The sequence below is a fragment of the Agrobacterium sp. LEGMi-208b genome, from assembly GCF_059511785.1.
This window is the reverse complement of the sequence record NZ_CM183446.1, coordinates 1,636,836-1,662,737: the sequence shown is the minus strand read 5'-3', so window position 1 is coordinate 1,662,737 and position 25,902 is coordinate 1,636,836. Positions and strand designations below refer to the sequence as shown.

At 58.4% G+C, this 25,902-nt stretch carries 21 protein-coding genes and 3 pseudogenes; 12 read left to right on the top strand and 12 right to left on the bottom strand.

What is annotated here, in order from left to right; all coding sequences use genetic code 11:
- Positions 1 to 223: 223 nt before the first annotated feature.
- A complete protein-coding gene (locus tag AC5YUO_RS22135; protein WP_496155219.1) occupies positions 224 to 1,276 on the bottom strand; it encodes a proline racemase family protein in 1,053 nt (350 codons plus the stop codon).
- A gap of 512 nt (positions 1,277 to 1,788) precedes the next feature.
- Positions 1,789 to 1,953 (bottom strand): annotated as a pseudogene (locus AC5YUO_RS22130) (ISNCY family transposase); the annotation flags it as partial.
- Between the two features lie 172 nt (positions 1,954 to 2,125).
- Between AC5YUO_RS22130 and lhpI the strand changes: the two are divergent.
- Together lhpI and AC5YUO_RS22120 are read left to right on the top strand one after the other, a co-directional pair.
- Positions 2,126 to 3,088, top strand: a complete 963-nt coding sequence (gene lhpI, locus AC5YUO_RS22125) for a bifunctional Delta(1)-pyrroline-2-carboxylate/Delta(1)-piperideine-2-carboxylate reductase (RefSeq protein ID WP_496155218.1) — start codon at positions 2,126 to 2,128, stop codon at positions 3,086 to 3,088.
- A 5-nt stretch (positions 3,089 to 3,093) separates the two neighbouring features.
- Entirely contained in the window at positions 3,094 to 3,489 is a 396-nt protein-coding gene (locus AC5YUO_RS22120) for a RidA family protein (protein WP_496155217.1), read from the top strand.
- A gap of 87 nt (positions 3,490 to 3,576) precedes the next feature.
- Here the strand turns inward: AC5YUO_RS22120 and AC5YUO_RS22115 are convergent, their stop codons facing one another.
- A complete protein-coding gene (locus AC5YUO_RS22115) occupies positions 3,577 to 4,215 on the bottom strand; it encodes an RraA family protein (RefSeq protein WP_496155216.1) in 639 nt (212 codons plus the stop codon).
- A gap of 62 nt (positions 4,216 to 4,277) precedes the next feature.
- A complete protein-coding gene (locus AC5YUO_RS22110) occupies positions 4,278 to 5,594 on the bottom strand; it encodes an MFS transporter (protein WP_400813490.1) in 1,317 nt (438 codons plus the stop codon).
- Positions 5,595 to 6,143: 549 nt separating this feature from the next.
- On the opposite strand from AC5YUO_RS22110, the gene AC5YUO_RS22105 reads away from it, so the two are divergent.
- Positions 6,144 to 7,394, top strand: a complete 1,251-nt coding sequence (locus tag AC5YUO_RS22105) for a Zn-dependent hydrolase (protein ID WP_496155215.1) — start codon at positions 6,144 to 6,146, stop codon at positions 7,392 to 7,394.
- Between the two features lie 148 nt (positions 7,395 to 7,542).
- Here AC5YUO_RS22105 and AC5YUO_RS22100 read toward each other — a convergent pair whose 3' ends face one another.
- The gene (locus AC5YUO_RS22100) at positions 7,543 to 8,502 is read right to left on the bottom strand and encodes a LysR family transcriptional regulator (RefSeq protein ID WP_496155214.1); all 960 of its coding nucleotides are present in this window, start codon (positions 8,500 to 8,502) and stop codon (positions 7,543 to 7,545) included.
- Positions 8,503 to 8,676: 174 nt separating this feature from the next.
- On the opposite strand from AC5YUO_RS22100, the pseudogene AC5YUO_RS22095 reads away from it, so the two are divergent.
- Positions 8,677 to 8,872 (top strand): annotated as a pseudogene (locus AC5YUO_RS22095) (transposase); the annotation flags it as partial.
- A gap of 114 nt (positions 8,873 to 8,986) precedes the next feature.
- On the opposite strand, the gene AC5YUO_RS22090 reads toward AC5YUO_RS22095, so the two are convergent.
- Genes AC5YUO_RS22090 through AC5YUO_RS22075 form a run of 4 tightly spaced genes read right to left on the bottom strand, consistent with a single transcriptional unit; the run spans position 8,987 to position 14,043 of the window.
- Positions 8,987 to 10,516: an ABC transporter substrate-binding protein gene (locus AC5YUO_RS22090; RefSeq protein ID WP_496155213.1), complete on the bottom strand. Its 1,530-nt coding sequence runs from the start codon at positions 10,514 to 10,516 to the stop codon at positions 8,987 to 8,989.
- Positions 10,517 to 10,541: 25 nt separating this feature from the next.
- Complete coding sequence (locus AC5YUO_RS22085; protein ID WP_174032474.1) at positions 10,542 to 11,369, bottom strand: ABC transporter permease; 828 nt, start codon at positions 11,367 to 11,369, stop codon at positions 10,542 to 10,544.
- Positions 11,366 to 12,337 carry an ABC transporter permease gene (locus AC5YUO_RS22080; RefSeq protein WP_400813485.1) on the bottom strand — a complete coding sequence of 324 codons (972 nt, stop codon included), beginning with the start codon at positions 12,335 to 12,337 and terminating at the stop codon, positions 11,366 to 11,368. The genes AC5YUO_RS22085 and AC5YUO_RS22080 overlap by 4 nt, the downstream gene beginning before the upstream one ends.
- A gap of 2 nt (positions 12,338 to 12,339) precedes the next feature.
- On the bottom strand, positions 12,340 to 14,043 hold the full coding sequence (locus AC5YUO_RS22075) for an ABC transporter ATP-binding protein (protein ID WP_496155212.1): 1,704 nt from the start codon (positions 14,041 to 14,043) through the stop codon (positions 12,340 to 12,342).
- 266 nt (positions 14,044 to 14,309) lie between these two features.
- Between AC5YUO_RS22075 and AC5YUO_RS22070 the strand changes: the two genes are divergently transcribed.
- From AC5YUO_RS22070 to AC5YUO_RS22035, 8 genes are all read left to right on the top strand, one after another.
- Positions 14,310 to 15,023, top strand: a complete 714-nt coding sequence (locus tag AC5YUO_RS22070) for an SDR family NAD(P)-dependent oxidoreductase (RefSeq protein WP_496155211.1) — start codon at positions 14,310 to 14,312, stop codon at positions 15,021 to 15,023.
- 22 nt (positions 15,024 to 15,045) lie between these two features.
- The gene (locus tag AC5YUO_RS22065; RefSeq protein ID WP_496155210.1) at positions 15,046 to 16,359 is read left to right on the top strand and encodes an NAD(P)/FAD-dependent oxidoreductase; all 1,314 of its coding nucleotides are present in this window, start codon (positions 15,046 to 15,048) and stop codon (positions 16,357 to 16,359) included.
- A gap of 38 nt (positions 16,360 to 16,397) precedes the next feature.
- On the top strand, positions 16,398 to 18,452 hold the full coding sequence (locus AC5YUO_RS22060) for a hydantoinase/oxoprolinase family protein (RefSeq protein ID WP_496155209.1): 2,055 nt from the start codon (positions 16,398 to 16,400) through the stop codon (positions 18,450 to 18,452).
- Positions 18,449 to 20,101 (top strand): hydantoinase B/oxoprolinase family protein, encoded by a 1,653-nt coding sequence (locus AC5YUO_RS22055; protein ID WP_496155208.1) that lies wholly within the window; start codon positions 18,449 to 18,451, stop codon positions 20,099 to 20,101. Before AC5YUO_RS22060 ends, AC5YUO_RS22055 begins: the two co-directional genes overlap by 4 nt.
- A gap of 37 nt (positions 20,102 to 20,138) precedes the next feature.
- On the top strand, positions 20,139 to 20,561 hold the full coding sequence (locus AC5YUO_RS22050; RefSeq protein ID WP_496155207.1) for a RidA family protein: 423 nt from the start codon (positions 20,139 to 20,141) through the stop codon (positions 20,559 to 20,561).
- Between the two features lie 131 nt (positions 20,562 to 20,692).
- Positions 20,693 to 21,523 carry a DeoR/GlpR family DNA-binding transcription regulator gene (locus AC5YUO_RS22045; protein WP_400813477.1) on the top strand — a complete coding sequence of 277 codons (831 nt, stop codon included), beginning with the start codon at positions 20,693 to 20,695 and terminating at the stop codon, positions 21,521 to 21,523.
- A gap of 34 nt (positions 21,524 to 21,557) precedes the next feature.
- Positions 21,558 to 22,601: a LacI family DNA-binding transcriptional regulator gene (locus AC5YUO_RS22040; RefSeq protein ID WP_496155206.1), complete on the top strand. Its 1,044-nt coding sequence runs from the start codon at positions 21,558 to 21,560 to the stop codon at positions 22,599 to 22,601.
- Between the two features lie 158 nt (positions 22,602 to 22,759).
- A complete protein-coding gene (locus AC5YUO_RS22035) occupies positions 22,760 to 22,957 on the top strand; it encodes an RraA family protein (RefSeq protein WP_496156542.1) in 198 nt (65 codons plus the stop codon).
- Between the two features lie 409 nt (positions 22,958 to 23,366).
- On the opposite strand, the pseudogene AC5YUO_RS22030 reads toward AC5YUO_RS22035, so the two are convergent.
- The 3 genes and pseudogenes from AC5YUO_RS22030 to AC5YUO_RS22020 form a co-directional block, all read right to left on the bottom strand.
- Positions 23,367 to 23,566, bottom strand: a pseudogene (locus tag AC5YUO_RS22030) (ISNCY family transposase); the annotation flags it as partial.
- Between the two features lie 524 nt (positions 23,567 to 24,090).
- Positions 24,091 to 25,116 (bottom strand): SAM-dependent methyltransferase, encoded by a 1,026-nt coding sequence (locus AC5YUO_RS22025; protein ID WP_496155205.1) that lies wholly within the window; start codon positions 25,114 to 25,116, stop codon positions 24,091 to 24,093.
- Complete coding sequence (locus AC5YUO_RS22020) at positions 25,113 to 25,901, bottom strand: DUF1295 domain-containing protein (RefSeq protein ID WP_496155204.1); 789 nt, start codon at positions 25,899 to 25,901, stop codon at positions 25,113 to 25,115. The genes AC5YUO_RS22025 and AC5YUO_RS22020 overlap by 4 nt, the downstream gene beginning before the upstream one ends.
- Between the last annotated feature and the right edge of the window lies 1 nt (position 25,902).

The window sequence follows — 25,902 nt, the reverse complement described above, 5'->3', positions numbered from 1 at the left end:
CACTCTTTAGTTTTTTGAGGAAATTTTCGACTGACCCATAGATGGCCACTTCTCATTAGTTCTGGTTATCAGGCCTTTCATTTTTCCGTTTATAGCAGACGGCTTCTTCCGTCAATCGATTGTTTGACAATCGACTATTTGCAGATAATTCTTCGAACTTGCCATCGGCAGCAAATACTCGATGAAGAGAGATACGATCATAATCTGTGCCGGCATGACCCAATCAAAATGCCAGCAAAGCCTTCAATCCCTCCTGCGGCGTCAACGGATCTCTGAAGTCGATAAGGACTTGCGATCGCATGATCATCCAGCCAGCGCCGGTTACAGCAACACGAGCAGCCTTGTATCCGTGATAATCCTCTATCGCGGTGATTCGTGCGCGCAGGTCCATGTCGAAGACCGACACAGATCGCAGCCTGTCTCCAAGAGTAAGCGCACCGCAGTGCAAAAGCTGCACGGTGGCGGCAGTCGTCGGGACCCCGGCGGGAGAACGGCAAACGCTGGGCCGCGGATATTCATAGCAGCAAATGCGACGTTCCCAACCATGACTAGCGTTGCCCGCAAGATCCCCGGCAAATACGACGAACGTCAACGGTCCTTCATCACCGTACACGGGATGCATCGGTCGGCACGCTTCCCGCGCGACCGGAATGAAAGCTTTTCCAAACCGGACAAGTTCTTCCTCTTCAGTGCGAACCAGATCAAATCCGATCGCAGCCGCATCGACAACAGGATAAAACGCGCCAGTCCAGACCACATCGAAGGAAACGCGCCCCCAGCCTGGAACCTTGATCTCTACACCTTTCCGGGCAACAAAAGACGGGGTTTGCGCCTCATAGGTCACGCTGGTCACTTTTCCATCCTTGCATTCGGCGCTCACCCTTACGAGGCCGCCGGGCGCCTCCAGTGTGACCGAGCACACGCCATCACGCATCGGGATACGGCCGGTTTCGAGCAGTGCAATCGCGGTGCTCATCGTGTTCGTTCCTGAAATCAGCGGGTAACCCATCATCTCCATAATGATGAAGCCCGCATCAGCCTCCGGGTTCTTGGAGGGAACGACCAGATCGGCAAACAAAGAAGGATGGCCACCACGGGGCTCATCGAGCAGGATTTTCCGCAGTCCATCGCCTTCGGTTTTAAGATATTTCATCTGATCGAGAACAGTTGCCCCAGGCAGAGGTTTGACACCGCCAAGGACGATGCGGTGAACATCGCCGCCAACATGCACATCTGCCACGTCAATCATCGCACATTGGTTGTCTGCTTTGGTCATAACATCTCTCACGTGAACAGTATTGGAATGGACCCAAGCAATGTCCGCCGGACCACCGCGTAAGCGTTCGGTCTTCCGTCATGTTTGAGTTTCAAGCTTGCGGCGTTCAACGAGAGCGTCCAATTCCTCGCGAACGGCCTCATCAAGCAGGGGCTGGCGGACAGTGTTTTACAAATTGCGATGAGGGTTCCACGCGCGCGCATCACGGTCAACGCGGAATAGTTATGCCACCCATAGAGTGAATTTATCTTGGAGACTTGTTAAGCACTCAAGCACATGGTTTTTCACATTCGGATGCCAGGTCGAGCAGCGCTCCGCACAAGTCTGCTCATTGCGAGAAAACACGTCAGCCAAACAACGCCAATATAGCTTGCGGGTTTCGGTAATTCCCGGACATCGATTCCATTAAATCACGGCCAATGATTTCGGCGACCCAAGATCGACTTTAGTCCGTGTCATTTTTGCCATTGTGGACCTCGACTTGAACGAGGCTCTATGAACGGCAGGACGAAAGACGTCGCGCCGCCAGTTCGTATCACCTCCAGCAGCCGACACACCTGGCGTGTGATCAGGTCAAGCACATGTGCCGCTGACACCGTGGTCATCCGGCCGGCGATCACTTTCGATAAAATCTCGCTCCGCTGCAGATCGCGCTCACTCATCGCCATCAATCCCATCCGCAATCTCCCAGGCATCGCTCAGACCCCGGGGAGTGTGACATTCCAACTTTGCGGCATGCGCTTATGTTGCCTTCACATAGGCTATAAATAGAATAGCGAGATTCGACGTTATAAAACGCACTGACTTGCGCCATTTTGACCTCCGCCAGAAAGCTGAAGGGAGGCGCATATGCTCATGATCAATTCACAGGAAACAGCCGGTCTTTTGCCGTTTGACGGGCTCATCAAAGCGCTTGCCTCCGCCTTCGCGGAAGGTTGCGAGATGCCGGTCCGGCACCACCACACGATCGATGTGCCAGATGAGGCCGCCGCGACACTGCTATTGATGCCCGCCTGGCATGGCTCCCAGCGGTCCTCTCGTTATCTGGGGATCAAGATCGTCACCGTTTTTCCCGGAAACGCCAACAGAAACCTGCCGGGACTGACCTCGACCTATATGCTTTACGACGCACAGACCGGCATCCAACTGGCCACGCTGGACGGCAATGTCATTACCGGCCGCCGGACTGTTGCGGCGTCGGCGCTTGCAGCGGATTATCTGGCGCGCAAGAATGCCAGCCGGCTTTTGGTGCTGGGTGCCGGCCGTGTCGCGAGCCTCATTCCCGACGCCTACCGGGCCATCAGACCACTTGAGCAGGTGGCCGTCTGGGATATCGATCGCGGCAATGCCGAGCGGCTGGCGCAAAGCATCGAGACGTCGGGCCTTGCGGCCACGGTGGTCGATGATCTGGAAAGGGCGGTTGCCGAAGCTGATATCGTCAGCGCCGCGACGCTTGCCACCACACCGCTCATCCGGGGCGCGTGGCTGCGCCCCGGCACGCATGTCGATCTCATCGGCGGCTTCACGCCCGGCATGCGCGAGGCAGATGACGAGGCCATAGGCCGCGCCTCGGTCTTTATCGATACGGAGGAAGCGCTGCACGAAGCGGGTGATCTCGTTCAGCCGATCAAAGCCGGCCTGTTTTCGCAGGAGAGCGTCAGGTCGACGCTCGCCGAACTTTGCAGGGCAAACCGGTTTGCGCGCAGTGGCGATGACGAGATCACGCTCTATAAGGCTGTCGGAACCGCGCTCGCCGATCTTGCGGCAGCCACCATGGTCTATGAAGCCGCGACGCTGAACGGAAAAGGGTGACAGAGATGGCCAAACGCGAAATCCTTGAAGTGCCGGTGGTTTCAGAGGCGATCCGCCGGCTGGGCGCGCCGACCTCGGCGCTTGTCCGCTCCGGCAACATCATCGCCACCTGCGGCATGCCGCCCGTCGATCTTGAAACGGGCGACATCGTCAAGGGCGATATCGCAGCCCAGACCCGGGCCTCGCTGGAAGCCCTGCGAGTGACACTGGCCACAGCGGGCGCCACCTTCGAAGATGTGATCAAGACTACCATCTATGTCACCGATGCAGCGCTGATGGGAACAGTGAACGACATATACCGCGAATATTTCGCAGCCGGTTTTCCGGCGCGCACTTCGGCAACCATCAAACCCTGGTCCTTGCCTTTCGATATCGAAATCGAGTGCCTCGCTGTCCTCTGAGGACAGTCAGCATGAAAGAGGACGCGTCGGCCGGATCGGCTGACGCGCCCATATGCATTTCCCGGGGCGCGAGATTGCATGCCGGCTTTACGTGGAATGCTCCAGCGGTGAAAGCCCATAAACCGCCACGATATCTTCCCCCTTTTCGAGCCTTGCAATGATGCCGGGCTCCTTTTCCTGAATGGCGAGAGCCTGCCGTGCTATTGCCAATGCCTCCCCCGGCGGCAGGATGCAGACACCGTTTTCGTCGGCCAGTACGATATCGCCGTTCTGAACCTCGACCCCACCGCAGACAACCGGCCCCGCGACATTTCCCCGGCCTTTGAGCTTGGTGGTGATGGGCGAGCGTCCCCGGCACCAGACCGGCAGACCGGCGCTGCGGATCGAACCTATATCGGTGACGTAACCATCGAGGATGATGGCGGTGACACCGCGCGCGAGCGCTGCGGCGGTCATGACCGCACCCCAGCAGGCGTGCCGGTCGTCGCTCAGTCGCTCGATGACGAGGATATCGCCGGGCATGGCGCGCGAAAGAGCATGCGGAAGCGCCGTTCCGTCATCTCCCGGCAGGCTGACGGTCAGCGCGCGACCGGCGATGCGAACGCCGTCGATCACGCATTGCATCGCCGGATCCATGAATCCTTCCGATCTGAAATGACCGATCGTGGCCGTCTCGACGCCCCGGAGCAGTTCGAGCGCCTCGTTGATTGTGTCGGGACTTTCCATTGACTTCTCCAAAAGAAAGACGCCGGCGCGAGGGCCGGCGTCTGTGATATTGCAAATATGGATCAGTTGGTCTTGGCCAGATCGCGTTTCACGGTCTCGGTCAGCGCCAGCAGGGCAACGGCCGAAAGCAGGGCGGAGCCGATCATGTACCAGGCGACGGAAGCGCCGCTGCCGGTGGCGGAAAGCAGCCATGTGGTGATGACAGGAGTAAGCGCGCTGCCCAGAACACCCGAGAGCATATAGGCGATGGACAGGCCGGAATAGCGAACCTTGGTGCCGAAAAGTTCGGCGAGGAAGGTGGCGATCGGGCCGTAATTGGCGGCAAAGGCCGTCATCATCAGCAGGTAGCCCGCAAGTGCGCCGGCAAAGGTGGCGGTATCCATCAACCAGAACATCGGGAAAGCGACGAGCGCTTCGGCGAGAATGCCGCCGAGAATGACCGGCCGGCGGCCGACCTTGTCGGAAAGCAGGCCGAAGAGCGGCAGCAGGAAAATACATGCCATGCAGGAAATCAGCACGATCACCAGCATCTCGTTGCGGGAGATGTTGAGCGCCTGCGTACCATAGCTCAGACCGAAGGCGACGATGAGGTTGAAGGACGAGCCGGTCGACATGGTGGCGATGCCGCCGAGAAGAACCGTCTTCCAGGATTTGGAAAGCAGTTCGAAGAAGGGCACGCGCACGGTCGCCTCTTCGGTCTTCACCTTGGCGAAGGATGGCGTTTCGGCGGTGTTGAGCCGAACATAGGCACCGACAGCGACCAGAAGAATGCTGACGAGGAACGGAATGCGCCAGCCCCAGGAAATCAGGTCCTCGGGCGCCATCGTGAAACCTATGGCGAGGAAAGCGAGGTTGGCGATCAATGTGCCGGCCGGAACACCGATCTGCACCCAGGAGCCATAAAGGCCGCGCCGGTTCTGCGGCGCGTGCTCGACCGCCATCAGCACCGCCCCGCCCCATTCGCCACCGAGCGCCAGCCCCTGCACGACGCGCAGCGCCAGAAGCAGAATGGGCGCCCAGACGCCGATCTGTTCATAATTCGGCAGAAGGCCGATGGCGAAGGTCGCAACACCCATCATGACCAGGGAAACAAGCAGCATCGACTTGCGGCCGATCCTGTCACCAAAATGGCCGAAAAGCGCTGCCCCGACGATGCGGGCGAGATAGGCCGAGGCGAAGGTGCCGAAAGCCAGAAGCGTGCCGACGATTGCGTCGAAGCTTGGAAAGAAGACCTTGTTAAAGACCAGTGCCGAAGCGGTGGCGAAGACGAAAAGATCGTACCATTCGACGGTGGTGCCGATGACGCTTGCGACGGCGATCCGCCGAACGCCGACCGGCTGTTTTTCGACGGAGCCCACGAGTGCGGTTTCCCCTTGCATGAACATTCCCCTTTATGTTGCTGTGAAGGAAAACGGGGAAACGACGAAGCGGAGCGGCGGCATGCCGAAGGCATGAGATGCCGATAGCCTTTTCCGGCGGAGCAACCGTTTTTCGGTTCTCTCCGTCAGTCCGACATGCTGCGATGTTCCCCTGTTTTGCGCAATGATGGGAAAGCAGGAGGCTCCCGACAAATAGATAATGCAGATTTCTTCCATAGGGCGGCGCTATAGACCAAATCCTGAGCATTTTCGGGCATCTCGGCGCCGATCGTAAATTTTGAAATAGATAATAAAATCATGGCAATATCGCAGGCGCTGTTTTTCTTTGCCGCTCGGCTGCGCAGCCCCTGCCTGTCTTTTGACCGGCTGAAATTTCTTTTTCGGCCGGAAAAACCGCCACTCTTATTCTAAGTATCGAATCTATCTATTTTTGAATTTTCCGGTTTGGTCTTATCCCCTTTGTCACTCCATGGACTGAAAAGAGGTCGCCTGCGGGCTGCCGGTTACGCCGGGGGCATTGCAGCAGCGAGACCATAACAGGGGACCGAAATGAAGAGATTGAGCAATATCCGGCCAGACATGTCACGCCTTTGGGCAACGCTGATGCGTTCCGCCGAAATCGGCGCGACCGAAAAAGGCGGCCTGAAGCGGCTGGCGCTTTCCGACGAGGATGCGGCGATGCGTCACCAGTTCATTCACTGGTGTGAGGAGGCGGGCCTGACGGTCAGGATCGACGCCGTCGGCAATATCTTCGCCGAACGGCCAGGAACCGATGCGGATGCGAAGCCCGTACTGGTCGGCAGCCACCTCGACACGCAGGTTCATGGCGGCCGCTTCGACGGTATTCTTGGCGTGCTGGCCGGGCTGGAACTCGTGCGCACGCTGAACGACCATGCGATCGCCACACGCCGGCCGATCACCCTTGTGAACTGGACCAATGAGGAAGGCGCGCGTTTCGAGCCGCCGATGATCGGCTCGGCGGTTTTTACCGGGGCAAAGGCGGCGGAATTCGCCTATTCCCGCAAAGATCGCGATGGCTTTACGCTTGGCGGCGAGTTGGAGCGCATCGGCTTCAAGGGTAAAGACGCGATTTCGGCGGAGGCTTTCGACAGTCTGTTCGAGCTGCATATCGAACAGGGGCCGCGTCTGGAGGCAGCGGGCAAGCAACTCGGCATCGTCACCGGCGCTTTCGGCGTGCGTGGTTTCGTGGTGGAAGTGCACGGCGAAACCGGCCATGTCGGCCCGACGCCGATGCCGGCGCGCAAGAACGCGCTGGTGGGCGCCGCTGAGGTGACGCTGGCAATCAACGAGATCGGCTGGGCCAGTCACGAGACCGGCGGCAAGTCCACGACAATGCGCATCAGGGCGGAACCCAATCTCCTTGGCGCGCTGCCGAATTTCGTGGAAATGACCTGCGACATGCGCCACCCCGACGATGCGGTGGTCAGCACCATGTTCGATGCCTTCAAGGCGAGACTTCCCGAACTGGAAGAGCGGTCCCGCTGCAGGATCGTCGTCAAGGAAGGCTGGGCCTATGGCGGCATGCATTTTGACGCCGGCTGCATCGAACTCATCCGCAATGCCACCGGCGCTTTCGGTTATTCCTCGATGGACCTTCTCACCGAGGCCGGGCATGACGCCATGCATGTGGCCGAATATCTTCCGACGGCGATGATCTTCACACCGTGCGAGGGCGGTCTTTCCCACAACGAGGCGGAAAATGTCACGGTTGCTGACATCGAACCCGGTGTGAATGTTCTCGTTCAGGCCGTGCTGGAACGCGCGAACCGGGCGGACTGATGCTGGAGCGCTTTCGCTTTTCTGTGAAGCGCTGAAGGGCTCCAATACTCTGTTTTAGCGTATTCCCGGCCGGCAATGCCGGATCCGGTTTTACTGGAAAATACTTTAAATGGAACGGCGAAAAGTGTGATCGCTTTTCGCCGTTTTCCTATTCGCTCCCCGTTTCCACAAGGGCGGCCGCGGCCTGGGCGTCGAAAAGCTCGTTTTCGAAAATCGTCAGAAATGCCTGCTCGGCGCCGCCGAGGTCCATATCGGGGTTGCGGAGGAAATAGGCGTCGGCTCCGAGCGAATCCTGCAGCAGCGGGATTTGCCAAAGCTCGTCTTCCTCAAAGCCGCGCGCCGCATCCAGTGGCAGAATTCCGACGCCGATGCCGGCGATGATCATTCGCCGTACTTCTTCCATATGTGGGCTGGAGCCGACGGTCCATTTACCGAGCCTCACACCATCGCGAAGGGCGATCATCGGTTCCAGCGCGCCGCCTTCCTGGCTGCAGGTGAAGGCTACAAAGGCTTCCTGCCGCAATTCCTCCATGGTGATATCGCCACGGCCGTAAAAGGGATGGGAAGCACCGCAATAAATCCCGAATGTTTCCCTGAGCAGGAATTTGCAGTCCATTCCGGCAAGCGGTTTCGGCAGCAGGCAAATGCCGAATGGGGCCTGTTTCTGGCCGATGGCGCGAACGATATCCTGCGTATTGGCGACATCAATGCGGATGGTGACGGATGGATGGCGCCGCCGCAATTGACGAAGAGCCTGATCGAGTTGTGGAAGCACGAGATTGGTGACGATGAGGACACGCACCTGACCCGTCAGATCATCCGCCTCGGTCGACAGTTTTTCGCCGATACGCTCGACACGCAGGAAAATTTCGGCACATTCCTGACGAAGCATTTCGCCCTGGACCGTCAGCACGAAACGGCGGCTGTCGCGCTGGATCAACTGGCACCCCAGCGTTTCCTCCAGCTTTTGCAGCGCGGCGGTTACCGAGGGCTGGCGCACGAAAAGCCGGTTGGCCGCCCGCGTGATACTGCCTTCCTCAACGATGACCAGAAAGGTCCGCAGCAGGTTCCAGTTCAAATGCTGGATGCGGGGCGTGTTGTTTGGCAACTATCGATCCTCAAAAACAGCGTTGGCGGTTTCGCTATAGTTTATTCCTGAACCAATAGCGATTCTTCATCGGAGAGTTCGACGACCCAGCTTGCGAAATGGCGGCGTCAACTTGTGAATAGCCTTGAGATTTGTAGACACCTTCTTTCCTGATTTTGGGGCAGGAAGAGCATCATGGGTAAATCGAATTTCAGCGAAGATTTTAAGCGTGACGCGGTGCGCCAGATCACGGAGCGAGGCTATCCGGTTGCGGCGGACGATGTGCCGCCTTCTGCGGGGCCATCCCAGCGGATTTTACATCTGGCTGAAGAACCCGCTGAGCAGGCAGGCCAACGAGGACAAGCGACAGACCGATCTGCTGCCGAAGGCGGCTCTTCCATTCGCCGCCATCGATCAGAGGTATTCCGGTTGGCAAAGCTCGAGTTCAAAATGATTGCCTGATGAAAAACCGCCGGGCAAGACCCGCATCCCCGGCGATTTCAGGTTATTCAACCTTAGTGTTCTCAATGCTCAACCCTGACTGAAAGGTCAGGAAGCCGGGCATGTTCGTGAAACCTGTCACGCCTTTTTTTATGGCATAGTTCTGCTCACGCCACATGAAGTAAACGAGAGGCGACAGCTCCAGCGCACGGTCCACGAATTTGTCGTAGATTTTTTCCCGTTCCGCCTTGTCGACGGTTGCCCGACCCGTATCAAGCAATTCATTGATCTGCGGATCATTGAAATAAGGCGAGTTGTTCGTTCGAACCAGCTTGTCACCGCCATAATAATAATTGCTCAGCCAGTCGGCATCGGTGATTTCACCGAGACTTCCAAGCACGGTAAAATCATAGTCGGCTGCCGATGCCTTCGCCATTCGGCTGGCCCAATCCGGCAGATCAAGCGTGACCTTGATGCCGATCTTGGCCAATTCGGACTGGATCGCGACGGCTGTATTCTGGTGGAAACTATATTGCGATGACGCGAGCAGCCGCACCTCGAAGCCGTTCGGGTATCCCGCCTTGGTCAGCAACTCCTTTGCCTTCGCCACATCGTGCTTGAAGTAATTCGCTTTGGCATCGGAATAGCCCATGTAACCCTTGGGAATGGCGATGCCGTAGATCGGGCTTCCCAGGCCGTTGAAGGCGGTATTGATGATGGCGCTCCGGTCCACCGCATAGGCGATGGCCTGCCTGACTTCAGGCTTCGAGAACGGCTCGAACTTTGTATTGAATTGCAGCCCCATGAACGGACCGGTATTTCTCAGAAGCTGCGTCTCCGGGCCTTTCTCCAGGTCCGCGGCATCCTTGGCGGGAACGTAATCGATAATATCGACATCCCCTGACTTCAGCGCATTCACACGCGTGTTTTCGTCGCTGTAGAAAACATAATGCACCTCATCGAGATCTGGCTTTCCCTGCTTGTAGTAGCCATCGAATTTTTCGACGACGATTTCGCGTCCGCGTGTCCAGGTCGCAAATTTGAACGGTCCGGCGCCGATCGGCGTCGCCGTCGGATTGTTTGCGTTCTTCGCCAGCCATGCGGCGGGCACGATCACTGATTCCGGCAATGCGAGATAATCGACGAGAGCGACCGATGGTTTGGAAAGCGTCAGCTTCACCGTCTTCTGATCCGGTGTTTCTATCTTCGAAATGATTGAAAGCTCGTTGCGAAAAGCAGCCTTGCCGGCCGGGTCGAGCATGTGTTCAAGCGACGCCTTCACGTCTGCCGCAGTGACGTCCGATCCGTCATGAAACTTTGCGGCGCGAAGGTGAAACGTGAACTCCTTCGCGTCCGGGCTGACATCGTAACTTTCGGCGAGTTCCGGCGAAATCTTGCCATCGATACCGTAATTAACGAGCCCGCGATGAATCGCGAGTTTCACAGTGCGTCCGGAGGTGCCCGGCTGCACAACCGTATCGAGCGTTGACGGCTCGCCGGACAGACCGAAATACAGTGTGCCATCAGCCAGAACCGCCGTGGCGGTCAAGCCAAGGAAACTGCTGGCCAGAGCCAATCGGAGAAATCTCTGCATAATTGTTCCCTTTCTTTGTTGTTTATCAGTTTTCGCGAAGTCTGGGATCAAGGTGATCGCGCAGCGCATCACCGAGAATGTTGATGGCAAGAACCGTGAAGGCGAGGCAGACCGATGGCCAGACGACATACATCGGGTTCTGATTGAGATAGCCGCGAGCCGTGCCGATCATCTGCCCCCAGGACGGTTCAGGCGGCACGATGCCCAACCCCAGGAAGCTCAGGCCCGATTCCAGCAGGATCGCCGCGGCAATTGTCAGTGTCCCCTGAACCACCAGCGGCGAAAGAATATTCGGCAAGATCGCCCTGAACACGACACGAAGGTAACTGGCGCCCATGGCATGCTCCGCTTCAATGAACTCCTGACGGATGACCTGCAGGGTCGCGGACTGCGCCACGCGGGCAAATTGCGGAATGAAGATGATGCCGATAACGACGCTGAGGCTGACGACGCCGCTACGCCAGAAGCCGACGGCGAGGAGTGCAAGCAGGATCGCCGGAAAACTCAGCATGATATCGACCGCGCGCATGACAAAAAAAGCAGGAACCGGCCGGCTATAAGCGCCGATGATACCGAATGCCGTTCCGCCAATTGCCGCGATGACAGTCGAGATGACGGCAACGACCATGGTCGGCCGGATACCGATGAGCAGACGGGAGAGAATGTCGCGGCCGAATTCGTCGGTTCCCAGCAGATACTGGACGGAACTCGTCTGGTTCACGGCGTTCTGGTTGATGAGCAGCGGATCGTGCGGTGCAATCATCGGCCCCATCAGCGCCACGGCGAGAACGGCGAGGACAACAAGCAGGCTGGCGAGGACAAGCGGACGGCGAAAAAGAACAGACGTCATCATGCGCGCTTCCGGCGGATGCGTGGGTCGAGCAGGCTGTACAGAAGATCGACGCACAGGTTGATGAGAATGAAAAGAGCCGCGATCGTCATGATGCTACCCTGTACGAGAGGGTAGTTTCTGTTGGAGACCGCCGTTACCAGAAGCGTACTGAGGCCAGGCCAGTTGAACAGAGCCTCGACCAGAACCGTTCCGCCCATCAGATTGCCGAGCTGCAGACCGACGATGGTAACGATCGGGATGGCGGCGTTGCGCAGAACATGCAGCCAGATCACTCTGCGCTCACGCATGCCGCGCGCCCGCAGCGAGCGGACGAAGTCGCGACCGAGGATTTCGAGCATTGATGATCGGGTCATGCGTGCAATCGACGCGGCCAGTCCAAGGCCAAGCGTGAGCGCGGGCAATACGAGCTTCTGAAAGTGCAGGAAAGCATTGCGGGAAATATCGGTGTACCCGCTGGACGGCAGCCAGCCGAGTTTCAGGCTGAGCAACAGGATCAATAGCGATCCAAGAATGTAAACCGGCACAGAAATACCAAGCGTGGCAAGCGAGGTGAGCAGGCCATCGAGAAAACTGCCCCGTCGCAGGGCCGCGGCAATGCCGACGGGAACGCCGATAAGCGCTGCGACCATGATGGCGGCCAGGGCCAGTTCCATGGTCTTTGGCAGGCTGGCGGTCACATATTCGATCACCGGATAACCATCGAGCGACTTGCCGAGATCGCCTGTCACGGCCCCACCGAGCCATTTGACATATTGCGACATGACCGGCTGATCGAGCCCAAGCTGCTGGCGCATGGCTGCAACGGTTTCCGGCGACGGGTTGCTCTCCGGACCGAGCAGCAGCAGAACCGGATCGCCGGGCATGATGTACATGATCGAGAACACCAGGGTCGCGATCACCCAAAGCTGTATGAGGGCCGTGACCAGCCGGGAGCCGAGGACAATGATGAATGATGAGAGAGCTTGCATCGTCAGACCTCCGCAAGGGCTGGTTGCGCCCGACCGATCTTCGGTACCGCACTGAGGAGCGTGCGTGTATATTCCGCCTTCGGATTGTCGAAGACGTCGCGCGCGGGGCCGGTTTCGACGATTTTTCCCTTCTGCATGACGGCAATCGTATCGCTCACATGGCGAACGACGGACATATCATGGGAAATGAAAAGGTAGGTCAGATCGAATTCGCCCTGGAGTTCCTGCAGGAGGTTGAGAACCTGAGCCTGAACGGAGACATCCAATGCGGAAACTGCCTCATCGCAGATCAGCAGCTTCGGATTGAGCGCCAGCGCGCGGGCAATCACGATGCGCTGGCGCTGCCCGCCGGAAAACTCATGGGGAAAGCGGCTGAGCGCCGTGCGTGGCAGACCGACCGCATCTATCAGCTTCGTGACGGTAGCCACCCGATCCCGACCGCCAAGATGAATGTCGATCGGCGCGGCCACGAGATCCAGAACGGTCTGCCGGGGATTGAGCGAACCGTAAGGGTTCTGGAACACCAGCGCGATATCGCGACGCGCAGCACGCATCGCCTCTCGACCAAGCGAAACGAGATCGCGACCGCCAAACAGGATCGAACCGCTATCGGGCTCGATCAGCCGCATCACCAGCCTTGAAAGGGTCGACTTGCCGCAGCCGGATTCGCCGACAAGTCCAAGCGTCGAACGCGGCGCTATGGAAAGGCTGACATTGTCGACCGCACGAAACGCATGTGGTGTCGCAAGCGCGCTTTCCCGCACCCAATAGGTCTTTGTCAGATCGCGTACGTCCAGAAGCGGGACATGCGGCGCATCAGATGGGACGGTGCGTTTCACCTGAGTTGCGGCAACGGTGCTGGAAATGACGCCGTCTTTACCGCGCACAATGATCGGAAGCTGCGTTTTCGGCTCCGATATCGACGGCATGGATGCAATCAGCGCCCTTGTATAGTCACTCCTGGGGTTCGAAAACAGATCGGCGGTGGTTGCCTCCTCCATCAGGTCGCCGTGATAGATAACCGCGACACGGTCTGCGACTTCATAGATCACACCGAGATCGTGCGTGATGAGCAGCACCGCCGCTCCGATTTCGCGATTGAGGCCGCGCAGCAGGGTCAACACCTGTTTCTGGACCGTTACATCCAGTGCCGTCGTCGGCTCATCGGCAATGATGACCTCCGGCTTGCAGGCAACCGCCATGGCGATCATCACGCGCTGACACTGGCCACCGGAAAGCTCGTGCGGATAGGAACGCATGCAGCGCGCAGGATCGTGTATGCCAACCTTTTCCAGCAGCTGAAACGCAAGCTTTCCCGCCTCCCGGCGCGAAACATCTTCATGCAGAAGAATGGCCTCGACAATCTGCTGGCCGCAGGTGAAGACGGGATCGAGAGATGCCATCGGATCCTGAAAGATCATCGAAATCCGCTTGCCGCGAAGCTTGCGCAGCACATCTGGCCGTGCAGTCAGAAGATCGACCCCGGCGAATTCGACGCTTCCGCTCGTGACGACCGCGTTGTGGGGTAAGAGCCCCATAGCCGCCAGCGACATGATGGTCTTGCCGCTTCCGCTCTCGCCGACGAGGCCGAGGATTTCGCCCGACACCAGCGAAAGAGAAACGCCTTTCACTGCGGGACGCAGCTCAGAGCCCGACCTGAACGCGACGGAAAGATTATCTATTTTCAGAATTTCCCTGCCCGGCATACCGCGATCCGATCTGCGATGGGCTCCTGAAGGACAGGAGCAGGTTCCCGTTTTTTGAACGCTTGTGGCGCTTATTTACAAACATTAGGCACAAAGCTTCAAACTACGTCAAGCATACGTTTGCATTTTTGATGATTCTTTTCATTTTTGGTAGTTTTTGGAGCTTTTTTTAAATTTCTCCCAAAAAGTATCTTGTCATATCTCGAAACCGCGCCTACCGTTCATGCAAACGAATGCATGGCCACTGGCCAGACCGGAGAAACGAAATGACCGCTGGAAATTCTGGCCGCGTGGCACTGGTTACGGGCGCTGGCCGGGGCATTGGAATGGCAATCGCCCGCGAACTTGCAGAACATGGCTATCGGCTAAGCCTCGGCGCGCGGGATACGGCGGCGCTCGAGGCCGCCTTCGGGCCGGAGGGCGGGCAATTTCACTATGCACACTTCGATGCCTACGAACCGGCGAGCGCCCAAGCATGGGTGACCGGCGCGGTGGCAAGGTTTGGACGAATTGATGCGCTTATCAACAATGCAGGCCTCGGTGAGCGCGTTTCGCTGATGGATGACAATGACGAGGCGCTCGACCGGCTGTTCGCCGTCAACGTCAAGGCGCCCCTGAGAATGACGCGTCTTTGCCTGCCTCATCTGGAACAGACCGGCACCGGCAGGATCATCAACATCGTCTCGATGTCCGGAAAGCGCGTCAGGAACGCCTTCGTCGGCTACAACATGACGAAATTCGCGGTCATGGGCCTGACCCACACCACCCGGCACGTTGCCTGGGAAAAAGGTGTACGCGCAACAGCCATTTGTCCGAGTTTCGTCCGCACGGAAATGAGCGCCTATACAAACAAGGTCACGCCCGAGGAGATGATCCAGCCGGAGACGCTGGCGTCGCTGGTCCGCACGGCGATTGAATTGCCCAATACCGCAGCCATGGCCGAGATGCTGGTGAATTGCCGCCTCGAAGACATGCTTTGAACAATCTATCGAGGTCGACACCATGAGCCGCATCATTCCGGACGCCGTTCCATCCAGCGCCTCCCTGCCGGACAAGGTCGATGTCGTGATCATAGGAGGTGGCATCGTCGGTGTCTCGACCGCCCTGGAGCTTGCCGAAAGGGGCGTCTCCGTCGCGCTCTGCGAAAAAGGCCTGATCGGCGGCGAACAATCCGGCCGTAACTGGGGCTGGGTTCGCCAGATGGGCCGTGATCCTGCCGAAATTCCACTGGCACTGGAGAGCCTGGCGCTCTGGAAGGGAATGAACGCCCGGATTGGCGAAGAAACCGGATTTCGCCAGACGGGTATCGTCTATCTGTGCCGCAACGCCCGCCAGGAAGCCGAATATGAAGCCTGGCTGGTGCATGCACAGCAGTTCGGGCTGGATTCGAGGCTGCTGCGCAGTGCAGAGCTGCGCCAGCATTTGCCTGGCATGACCGGGGACTTCACGGCTGCAATGCATACATCGAGCGACGGCCGGGCCGAACCTCTGAAGGCGGCGCCCGCCATAGCCCGCGGCGCCCTGCGCGCCGGTGCGCATATCGTTACCGGATGCGCGGTCCGTTCGATCGAGCGTTCGGCGGGCCGGGTCAGCGGCGTCGTGACCGAACGCGGACCTATTGCCTGCTCTTCCGTCATCCTCGCAGGCGGCGCCTGGTCACGGCTCTTTGCCGGCAACATGGGCATCGATTTTCCGCAATTGAAGATCCTTGGAACAGTCGCCCGCGCAACGACGGTAGACGGCGTCCCGGATCTTCCGGTCGGAGCCGACAATTTCTCGTTCCGCCGGCGCCTGGATGGAAGTTTTTCGATTGCCATGCGCAATGCCAACATCGCGCCGATCGTTCCCGACAGCTTCCGCCTGTTTAGCGATTTCATGCCCACCCTGATCAAGAGCTGGCGCGAGCTGAAACTGCGTGTGGGTAACCGCTTTCTCGAAGAATGGCGGACACCGCGCTCTTGGTCGGCAGACAATATATCGCCCTTCGAACAGGTCCGGATTCTCGACCCGGTCCCCTTCGAACGCTTCAATCGCGAAGGTCTTGAGCACCTGATCAAGGCGTTTCCGGCATTTGCAGACAGCCGCATCACCCAAAGCTGGGGCGGCTTGATCGATGTTACCCCGGATGCCGTGCCGGTCATCGGCCCGGCAGGCAATATTCCGGGTTTCTTCATTGCCAGCGGCTTTTCCGGGCACGGCTTCGGCATCGGGCCGGGTTCCGGGCGTCTGATGGCAGATCTGGTGACCGGCGCGGCCCCATGCGTCGATCCCGCTCCTTTCCGCTTTGATCGTTTCAAGAAGACCAAGGCAGCCTGATCCGCTTCCTAACAACCTTGGCCAAAGAGGGTAACGTAATGGCATTGAGAATTGGCGTGGATTCCGGCGGTACTTTCACCGATGTCTGCCTCTTCGATGAGGCAACAGGCAAGCTTGACATCTGGAAGGTGCCCTCAACCCCCGACGATCCTTCCCGCGGGATAACAAACGGCGTGGCCGAAGGCCTCGCAACCGTCGGCAGCACGGCGGAGCATGTCGCTTTTCTCGGGCATGGCACGACGGTCGCCACCAATGCCCTGATAGAACTCAAGGGTGTCGCAACCGGCCTGATCACCACCGACGGCTTTCGCGACCTGCTTGAAATCGGGCGTCAGAAACGGCCAAGTCTTTATGACATGAACGCGGAAAAGCCTGAAACGCTCGTCAGCCGCGACCATCGCCACGAAGTTCCGGAACGGCTGAAAAGCGATGGCTCCGCCGACCTTGCCCTAGATGAGGCAAAACTGCGCGCTGCCGTGCGCGAACTGGCTCATGAAGACATCAAGGCAATCGCGATCTGCTTCCTCTACGGCTTTCTGAACACCGCGCATGAGTGCCGCGTTGTCGAGGTGATCCGCGAAGAAATGCCGGACGTTTTTATCAGCGCATCGCACGAAGTTGCCCCGGAATTTCGTGAATACGAACGTATGTCGACCACGGTCGTGAACGCTTACCTCGGCCCGGTCATGCAGCGTTACATCGAGCGCCTCAAGCAGAGGTTGACGGAACTCGGCGTACCGGTCGCGCCGCAACTGACACAGTCAAACGGTGGCGTCATCGGATTCGACACCGCCGCACAGCTTCCCGTGCGCACCGTCCTGTCCGGTCCAAGCACTGGCGTCGTCGCGGCGCAAGCCGTTGGACGAATGGCAGGTTTCGACAATATCATCACCTTCGATGTCGGGGGGACGTCCAGCGACGTGGCACTTCTGCAAGGCGGTATCTGCAAACTGACCGGCGAAGCAAACGTGCATGGATACCCGATCAAGGCGCCCATGCTCGACATTCATACAGTCGGCGCCGGCGGCGGATCGATTGCCTTCGTTGACTCCGGCGGCCTCCTCAAGGTGGGCCCACGTTCTGCGGGTGCCGACCCCGGACCCGTCTGCTATGGACGAGGCAATACGGAAGCCACCGTCACCGATGCCAATATCGTCTTGCAGACGCTCAATCCGGTCGAGATTCTTGGCGGACGCATGAAAGTCCGACGTGATCTCGCAGTCGAGGCCATACAGCGGCTGGCGGATCAGCTTGGCCTGGGGCTCATGGAAACCGCGCAAGGCATCATTTCCGTGGTGACGGCCAATATGGCGAAGGCCATTCGCCTGATCAGCGTGCAGCGGGGCCATGATCCGCGCGATTACGCGCTCATGGCGTTCGGCGGCGCTGGCCCGCTTCATGCCGCGCGCCTCGCCAGAGAGCTGGACATGAGCCGCATCATCGTGCCGCTCACACCCGGAACGCTTTGCGCTCTTGGCCTGCTCCTGACTGATCTGCGGTCCGATTTCGCGATATCGCGCCTGATGAAAGTCGACCTGAACGCAGTCGAACCGATGATCAGCGGCTTTGCCACACTCGAAGGGCAGGCAGCCACATGGTTTGGCCAGGAAGACATCGAGCCGGACAATCAGGTGGTCAACCGCACCGCTGACATGCGGTATGTCGGCCAGAACTACGAATTGCAGGTTCAGGTTCCGGCAGGCCCGGTCGGCAGCGATACGCTTGACGCGCTGGTGAATGGTTTCGAACAGGCGCATCTGCAGCGTTTCGGCTTCATCGCCGAAGGTGAAGCCATCCAGATCGTGACCCTGCGCCTTGAAGCGGCAGGCATCGTCAACAAGGCTCAGTTCACGCCACAACCGGATGCGGGGCCATCCTGCGATACCGCCATCATCGGCACGCGTGACGTCTACATGGACGAAGTCAGGGATTTCGTATCCTGCCCCATTTATGCGCGTGAAAAGCTCAAGTCAGGCAACCGGATCTCCGGCCCTGCCATCGTCGAGCAGATGGATACCACGACCGTGATCCTGCCGGACATGCAAGGCATTGTCGATCCTTACCTCAACCTCATTCTGGAGATGCCGGCATGACCAAGATCGACCCGATTACTGTGGAAGTCATTGGCAGTGCGTTGACCTCGATCGTCGAGGAAATGGGAGAGGCGCTGGTCCGCGCAAGCTACTCTACCAACATCAAGGAACGTCGTGATTGCTCGACGGCACTGTTCGACCGGCACGGCAATACCCTGTGCCAGGCGGAACACATCCCCATGCACCTCGGCAGTTTCATCGGCATCATTCCGCATATCAACAAACGCTATGTCGCCGACGATATCAAACCCGGTGACGTCTTCATCGGCAACGATGCCTATGAGGGTGGCGCAACCCACCTGCCCGACATTGTTCTGGCAGAACCTGTCTTCCATGGCGAAACCATGGTTGGCTGGGCTGTAAACACCGCCCACCACGCGGATTTCGCCGATCGGGGTCACGCCCACATCTATCAGGAAGGCATCCGCATTCCTCCGGTGCGCCTGTACCGCGAAGGCGTTTTGCAAAAGGATCTTCAGGATCTATTTCTGCTAAACTGCCAGGTTCCGCATGAACGGCTTTCCGATCTCCGGGCACAAATGTCGGCAAACCGGCTGTGTGTAAGGCGTATGCAGGACCTCTGCACCAAATACGGGGCAGACAAGGTTCTGGCAGCGGGAGACGCGCTGCAGGATTACGCCGAGCGCAAGATGCGAGCCGGCATCGCCGCCATTCCAGACGGAACCTACTCATTTACCGACTATTTCGACAGCAACCAGTTTTCCGCCGTGATGGAATTCAAGGTTGATATCACCGTCACGGGCGATTCAATGCATCTGGCATTTGACGCGCCGCCCCAGGTGGCGGCCGGTCTCAACGTCATCTACACGGCCCTGCTCGCAACCTGCTATTATGCCGTCAAGGCCGTAATCGATCCAACCATACTGCCAAATGCCGGCCTGTCGCGACCGATCACGGTGGAAGCACCTTACGGATCGCTGCTCAACTGCAAGCACCCGGCCGCAGTCGATGGCCGCATCGCCGCATGCCAGCGTGTCGCCGATCTCGTGCAGGGCGCTCTTGCCAAGGCCTTGCCCGGCAAGGTTACGGCGGCAGGAAACGGCGCCTGCACCGGCGCCCTTTTCACCGGCACCCGTGAAGACGGTTCACTCTGGGTCTATCTCGAAACAATCGGCGGCGGGGGCGGTGCGCGCCCGACCGCAGATGGCCTGAGCGGCATCCATGTTCATATGACCAACACCTCCAACCTGCCGGTCGAGGCACTGGAACTGGAATATCCGCTCACACTGCTTCGATACGAACTGGTCAACGGATCCGCCGGCGCCGGCACATGGCGCGGCGGAATGGGCCTGCGCCGTGTCTATCGCATCGAGGCCGATTGCCGCTTCAGCGTTGAAGGTGGCCGGATCGCCGTCTACCCATGGGGTCTCAACGGCGGCCTGCAGGCGGCCGGCTCCCGGTTCGATTTCGGAAACGGCCAGAAAAATCTGCCGGGCACCGTGCAGCTCAAGGCCGGTCAGATCGTCGAATTGGTCACGCCCGGTGGCGGCGGTTACGGCCTGCCGTCCGGACGCGCGGCTGGCGATATCGAACGGGACCTGCGTGAAGACCGCATCACGCCCGAATTCGCCGAGCGCATCTACGGATACCGGGCCCTGCCGGAAACACATCGGGCAGCGACTGCCTGATCATCAATCACCACTCAGAAATGGAAGGAATTCAAACGTGGTCAAGGTAACGAAAGTCAAGTCGGGCAGCCTTTACGAAGAAAAGGAAAGCTATTCACGCGTCGTGGCAGTGGACAACTGGGTGTTCGTCTCCAACACGGCCGGCCGCAATTACAAGACCCGTGAAATGTCGACCGATCCGGTTGAGCAGGCCAAGCAGTGCTTTCACAACATCGAAGGCGCGCTCGCGGCCGTGGGAGCAACGCTCGCTGACGTTGTCCGTTCGCGCGTCGTCATTCCTCATGTGGAAGATGCTCCCTCCGTGATGGCTTATGTCGGAGAAAAGTTTCGCGGCATCGACCCCTGCAGCACCGTCACCTGCCCTCCGCTTGGCGGTCTGGACTTCCGCGTCGAGATCGAAGTCACCGCCTACAAGGGCGTTGGTGCCGCTGGTTCGGAATATATCAACGTCAGCCTGTGAAAAAAGCACCCGGCCAAACCGAAATGGAGTGGCCGGGGCGCCCCAGCATCCTTGAGTTTGGCCATCAGCTTTCAGTTTTCTCACCCTGTCTGTAAGATGCGCCGAAACCGATAAATTCGAGGACTTATTTTTTGGCCGATACCAATCCCATTCAGATGGACGACTTCCTGCCGGCGGAACGGCGTGAAAAAATCATGGAATGGTTCGCCACCAACCAGGTTGCGTCCAGTCAGGAACTTGCCAAGCGCCTCAACACATCCATATCCACAATTCGCCGGGATCTGGATTATCTGGCTTCACAAGGCATCGTCCGCCGTACGCATGGCGGTGCGGTGCGTGTCCGCCGCAATACGACATATGAGCCTCTTGTCGAGGAAGCGCGCCAGACATCCGTGGAGGAAAAACGGGCGATTGCCGCAGCCGCCGCAAAGCTGCTGCAGCCCGAACAGAGCATACTGATTGATTCGCGCTCGACGCTCCATCAATTTGCCCATGCTGTTGCCGATCTTGCGATACCGCTGACCGTGGTGACAAATGACGTCCACGTAGCTTACATCCTGGCCAACAAGCCGCACATCAAGCTGGTGGTTCCCGGCGGCATCTGTCGCCACGGCGCTTATTCGCTTCTGGGGGAAACAGGCATCAATTTTGTGCGCGAATTGCGGTGCGACCACTTTTTCCTCTCGTCCCAGGCGGTCGACACCGAATGTGTCAGCGACACCTCGCTTGAGCTGGTCCAGCTACAAAAAGCAATGATTGGGGCGGCAGCGGAAACCACCTTGCTTGTAGACAGTAGTAAGTTTGGCAGCCGGACCATCTATCGCACGGCACCAATCGAGAGTGTTACACGGATCATTACCGATGAGGGGCTCGACCCCGAGGAACGCGCCAAATATTCCCAGCTTGTACCGCAGTTCGTGATAGCGCCTTACGTGGACGAGTTGCAGGAGGAAACGGAATGAGCACGGCATCCTGTAACGCCTGGATGGATCAATCGTGACCGACACGGATTTTCAGGCGGAACAGCCGGCGACAAGATCGGCAATCACCATTGTCGATATTGCCCGGCTTGCTGGTGTTAATCCGTCAACGGTAAGCCGCGCATTGGCCGGTTCCCGGGCGGTGACGGAAGAAACTCGCCGACGGATCGGCGAAATCGCCCGCGCGAACGGCTACGTTGCCAACCATAGCGCGCGACGCCTGAGATCGCGCAAGGCCGGGCAGGTCCTGGTGATGTTACCCAATATCGCCGCGTTTTCGCATCCTCAGATCATCTCCGGCATTGAGGACGCTCTCGAAGAACATGGTATCGGGGTCATCGTTGGAAGCACAAAAGGAAATGCTGAACGCGAAACCGCGCTTGCGGAACAACTTGTCGCCGGAGCAGCAGACGGTGTCATTATCCTCACCGGGAGAATCCCCGAGAGCCTTTCAGCTTCACCGCACTACCGGCATCGCATCATCGCAATCTCGCGTCCAGTCGATATCCCCGACGTAGCCTTTGTTGGCATAGATGACAGAAGGGCAGCCCATGACGCCACCCGGCACCTGCTTTCACTGGGGAAATCCGAGATCGTTCATTTGAGCGGGCCAAGCGACAGCCCCATTTTCACAGCCCGGGCCAGAGGATATGCGGACGGCATGACGGAGGCGGGGTTGGCCGACAGAATAGAGGTTATCCATCTCCCAGCCTTTACAATTGACGCCGGACGCGCGGCGATGCAGCAACTTCGCTCCAGGCAAGCGCGGCTGAGCGCGATTTTATGCGCAAGTGATGAGCTTGCTTTCGGGGCAATTCAGGTGGCGAAGGAATTGGGCATGAGGGTACCAGAGGATGTCGCATTTGTCGGCTTCGACGATCACCCGGTCAGCGGCGCATTCACGCCAACTCTGACAACGATTAAAATACCCCGTCACTTGCTCGGCTACACTGGCGCAAAGGCACTGGTTCAACATTTGGAAAACGGCAGGGTTTCATTGATGACCGAATATCTTCCGCACATGCTCTGCGTAAGAGAAAGCTGCGGATCGAAACAATGACGCCGTGACTGATCGCATCGTCTCGGAATCTGGCGAGGCACCATATTCGGCAGTCTTAAATCAGAACTTGCGCGTGTAAGGCCACTGCACCATTGCCGGATCACGATGATCGAAGAAGCCGCTGGCTTTTTCGTCAAGCGAACGCCGAGGCAGCTGGCGTGGTCGGCCTTGTTATCGACGACGGGGCACGTGACATTGCGGCGCTTCGGGCGCGGCAGTTCCCGATCTTTACGCGCGGTGTCTTGATGCGCGGCACGGTCAAGGCCAGCGCGCCATCGGTCGGCAGGCCGATCACGTTCGCCGGCACGCCGTGCTGGCGAAGGGACAAGCCCGCGCCGACATGGAAGCCGCGATGATGGAGAAGCTTTCGGCAGGAGTAACCACGCTCGACCTGCTCGGCCTCGCCAAATGGCGCGCAGATTGAGGGTACAAGACATTTGCAGGCAACATCCGGCCATATAAAGCCCCCGCACCGGACATTGACCTTTCCTCCGAGGATTTCGCGGCTCGCCATAAAGGGCCGCCGTTTCTTCCCCATCTTCGATATTGGAACAGGGAATCACGCCGACAAGGACCCGTCAAATCAGGGGCCGGACTTGTGCTAGGCTTAAAACGCACGAAAGCCCCCCGCGATGGGAGGGCTTTCGTATTGAATTTCTTCGTAAATTTTGGTTGCGGGGGCCTGAATCCACGGAGACTTGTCAGATCGGGGCGGGTGGTAGATACACCCCTTCGGCTTCAGCTTTGAGACAATTTATCGATGCGCTATTCGGCAATATCGAGTGGCAACAGCGCCTTCTTTCGTTCTGCAATCACCGTTGGATCGCTCATGATGTCCTTCCGCCGGCCCGGCCTACGGGCATGCTTGACGTAGCCATTCTTGTCGCTGTTACTCTTATCGTCGGCTTGGCCTGCTGGTCCTGACGCTCCTTAATACAGGCCAGAATATAGGCCAGCATATCGCCATAGGCTTCACGTCGCAGCTGCGGCTGACGAAACGTCCGCCGCTGCTTGCGCGACAACCACAGTCCAGCATTAGACATCCAACCGCGCACCGTCTCACGCAGCCACGGTTTGGAGCAGGAAAAGTTCCTCCGGTAGGGTCGTGACAACTTCCATCTTGAGCGCCATGGCGCGCGTCGCGGCGGCGTTTAGCACGACCAGGTCGGCGTCCGAATAATATTAGCTTTCCGGGAAGGAACCGAATGGAAAGAAACTGCACCACGAAAAGTTCCCTAGCAGACAGGACAAGAAGAGCCCCATGCTCCTGAATGGCGTCGGGGATATGGATGGGCTAGGCACCGCAACTATCCAGTTTCGGCGTAACTGAACTCATGACTTTATCCAGCCGCTCTCTCTGCAAGAACGTTCGACATGCTCAAAAGATGCGGCCAGCCTATTCATTATTGCGGGATGTAAACATTCGTTTTGGCAAACGTTTCGAGCGCGGTTTTTAGAGCGTGCCGACGCCGATTGTGCGGCGCCAACACTAAAACCTCTTAAAAAAGTAGTGCCCCACACCCCACACGTTACCGCCCTCATGCCCGAAAAGCCCCGCGGTCGCCAGGAAGAACAATCGCCATCGCCTTTCCCACAGCCGGGCATCGGCACCATAGGTTTGCTGCAGAATGGGTCGGATACGGTCAATTTTTTTGTCGAAATTTTCGAGCCAATCGAGCGCTGTCCGACGATAGTGCGACCCTGACCAGCGCCACTCCCGCTCGACGGTGAAAAGCTGATTGAAGCGATGGGGAAGGTCGAAGGCCGGCATGATGCCGCCGGTGAAGAAGTGCCGGGCGATCCAGTCGGCAGGATTGTTGTGGTCGAAACGATAGGATCGGTCGCGATGGTTAAACACATGCATGAAAAACCTGCCGTCCGGCTTCAGCCATGAGTGAACACGCTCGAACAACACACGCCAATTCGACATATGCTCGAACATTTCCACCGATACAACACGGTCGAAACGATCGCCCGTCGTGAAATCGTTCATATCGGCTGTCACTACAGAAAGGTTTGAAAACCCCCATTCTCCGGCACGACCGATTATATATTCGCGCTGCGACACGGAGTTCGAGACTGACGTGATGCGCGCATTTGGGAAACGGCCAGCCATATAGAGGGATAATGAACCCCATCCGCAGCCGAGTTCCAGAATATCCATGCCGTCCTCAAGGCCGGCATGGGCCGAGGTCTGGGCCAAAGCAACATTTTCAGCTTCATCCAGCGTGGTCGTGGCATCGTCATAATAACAGCAGGAATATTTGCGCTGCTCTCCCAGAACGAGCGCAAAAAATGCCGCTGGCACTTCATAATGCTGTTTGTTTGCATCGTCGGTATGGCTGGCAACGGGAAACTTCACCATATCCGCCGCGAAAGCCTCTTCCGCATCCGCTGTAATGGCGGCAAGCCGCCGCTTCGTCCGTGCGCAGAGCATATCTATTCCGGCGAGCGTCACGCTGTCGCTGAGCGGCGCGCGCTCGGCGGCGTTGATGGCGAGTGCGAGCATGTTCATGGCCTGTCCTCGTTCTTGCGCGGCCCCGGAAAAAAGGCGTTGACGCGTTGTTGAAGGGCGCGGAATTTTTCCCCGCGCGATTGGAGCATATGGTCTTCAAGCGGCGGAATGCCGGAAACGTGGACAAGCAGCCAGTACATCATCGCCGGTGCGGCGAGCGATACCCATGACAAGGCCTGCCCCTGAATGGCCAGCAGCGGAAAACCGCACCAGAAAAGCCATTCGAAAAAATAGTTGGGATGGCGGGAATAACGCCACAGTCCGATTTCGCAGACACTGTTTTTTGCCGCTGCGGTCTTTCTGAATTTCGAGAGCTGGGCGTCGGAGAGCGCTTCACCTGCCAGCGCGCCAAGGGCAACCACCATGGCGATAACGTCAACCATACGCGGAAACACATGGGTGTTGCTTGCCGCAAGATAGACCGCAAGAACGAGCACGAAAGCGGCGATTGCCTGTATCTGCAGGAAGATGAACAGCCGCAGGGCGGCAGCGCTCCCCCATTGCTCCATAAGCTTTGCATAGCGGGGATCTTCCCCGCCTCCTTGCGTGCGCATGCCAATATGGCCGGCAAGCCGAAGGGACCAGACAACGACCAGGAAAAGTGTAGCACCGCGCCGCCAGCCGTCTCCGCCGGCGAAAACAACAGCGAAAATTCCGCCAAGCCCGACACTCGCAGCCCAGACCGTGTCGATCCAGCCGCTTGAACCGGTTGCTCTCTGCAACGCCCAAGCGCCCGCCATCAGAAGCGACATGAGAATGGCAAGCGTCAGGACTACAGAAAACATC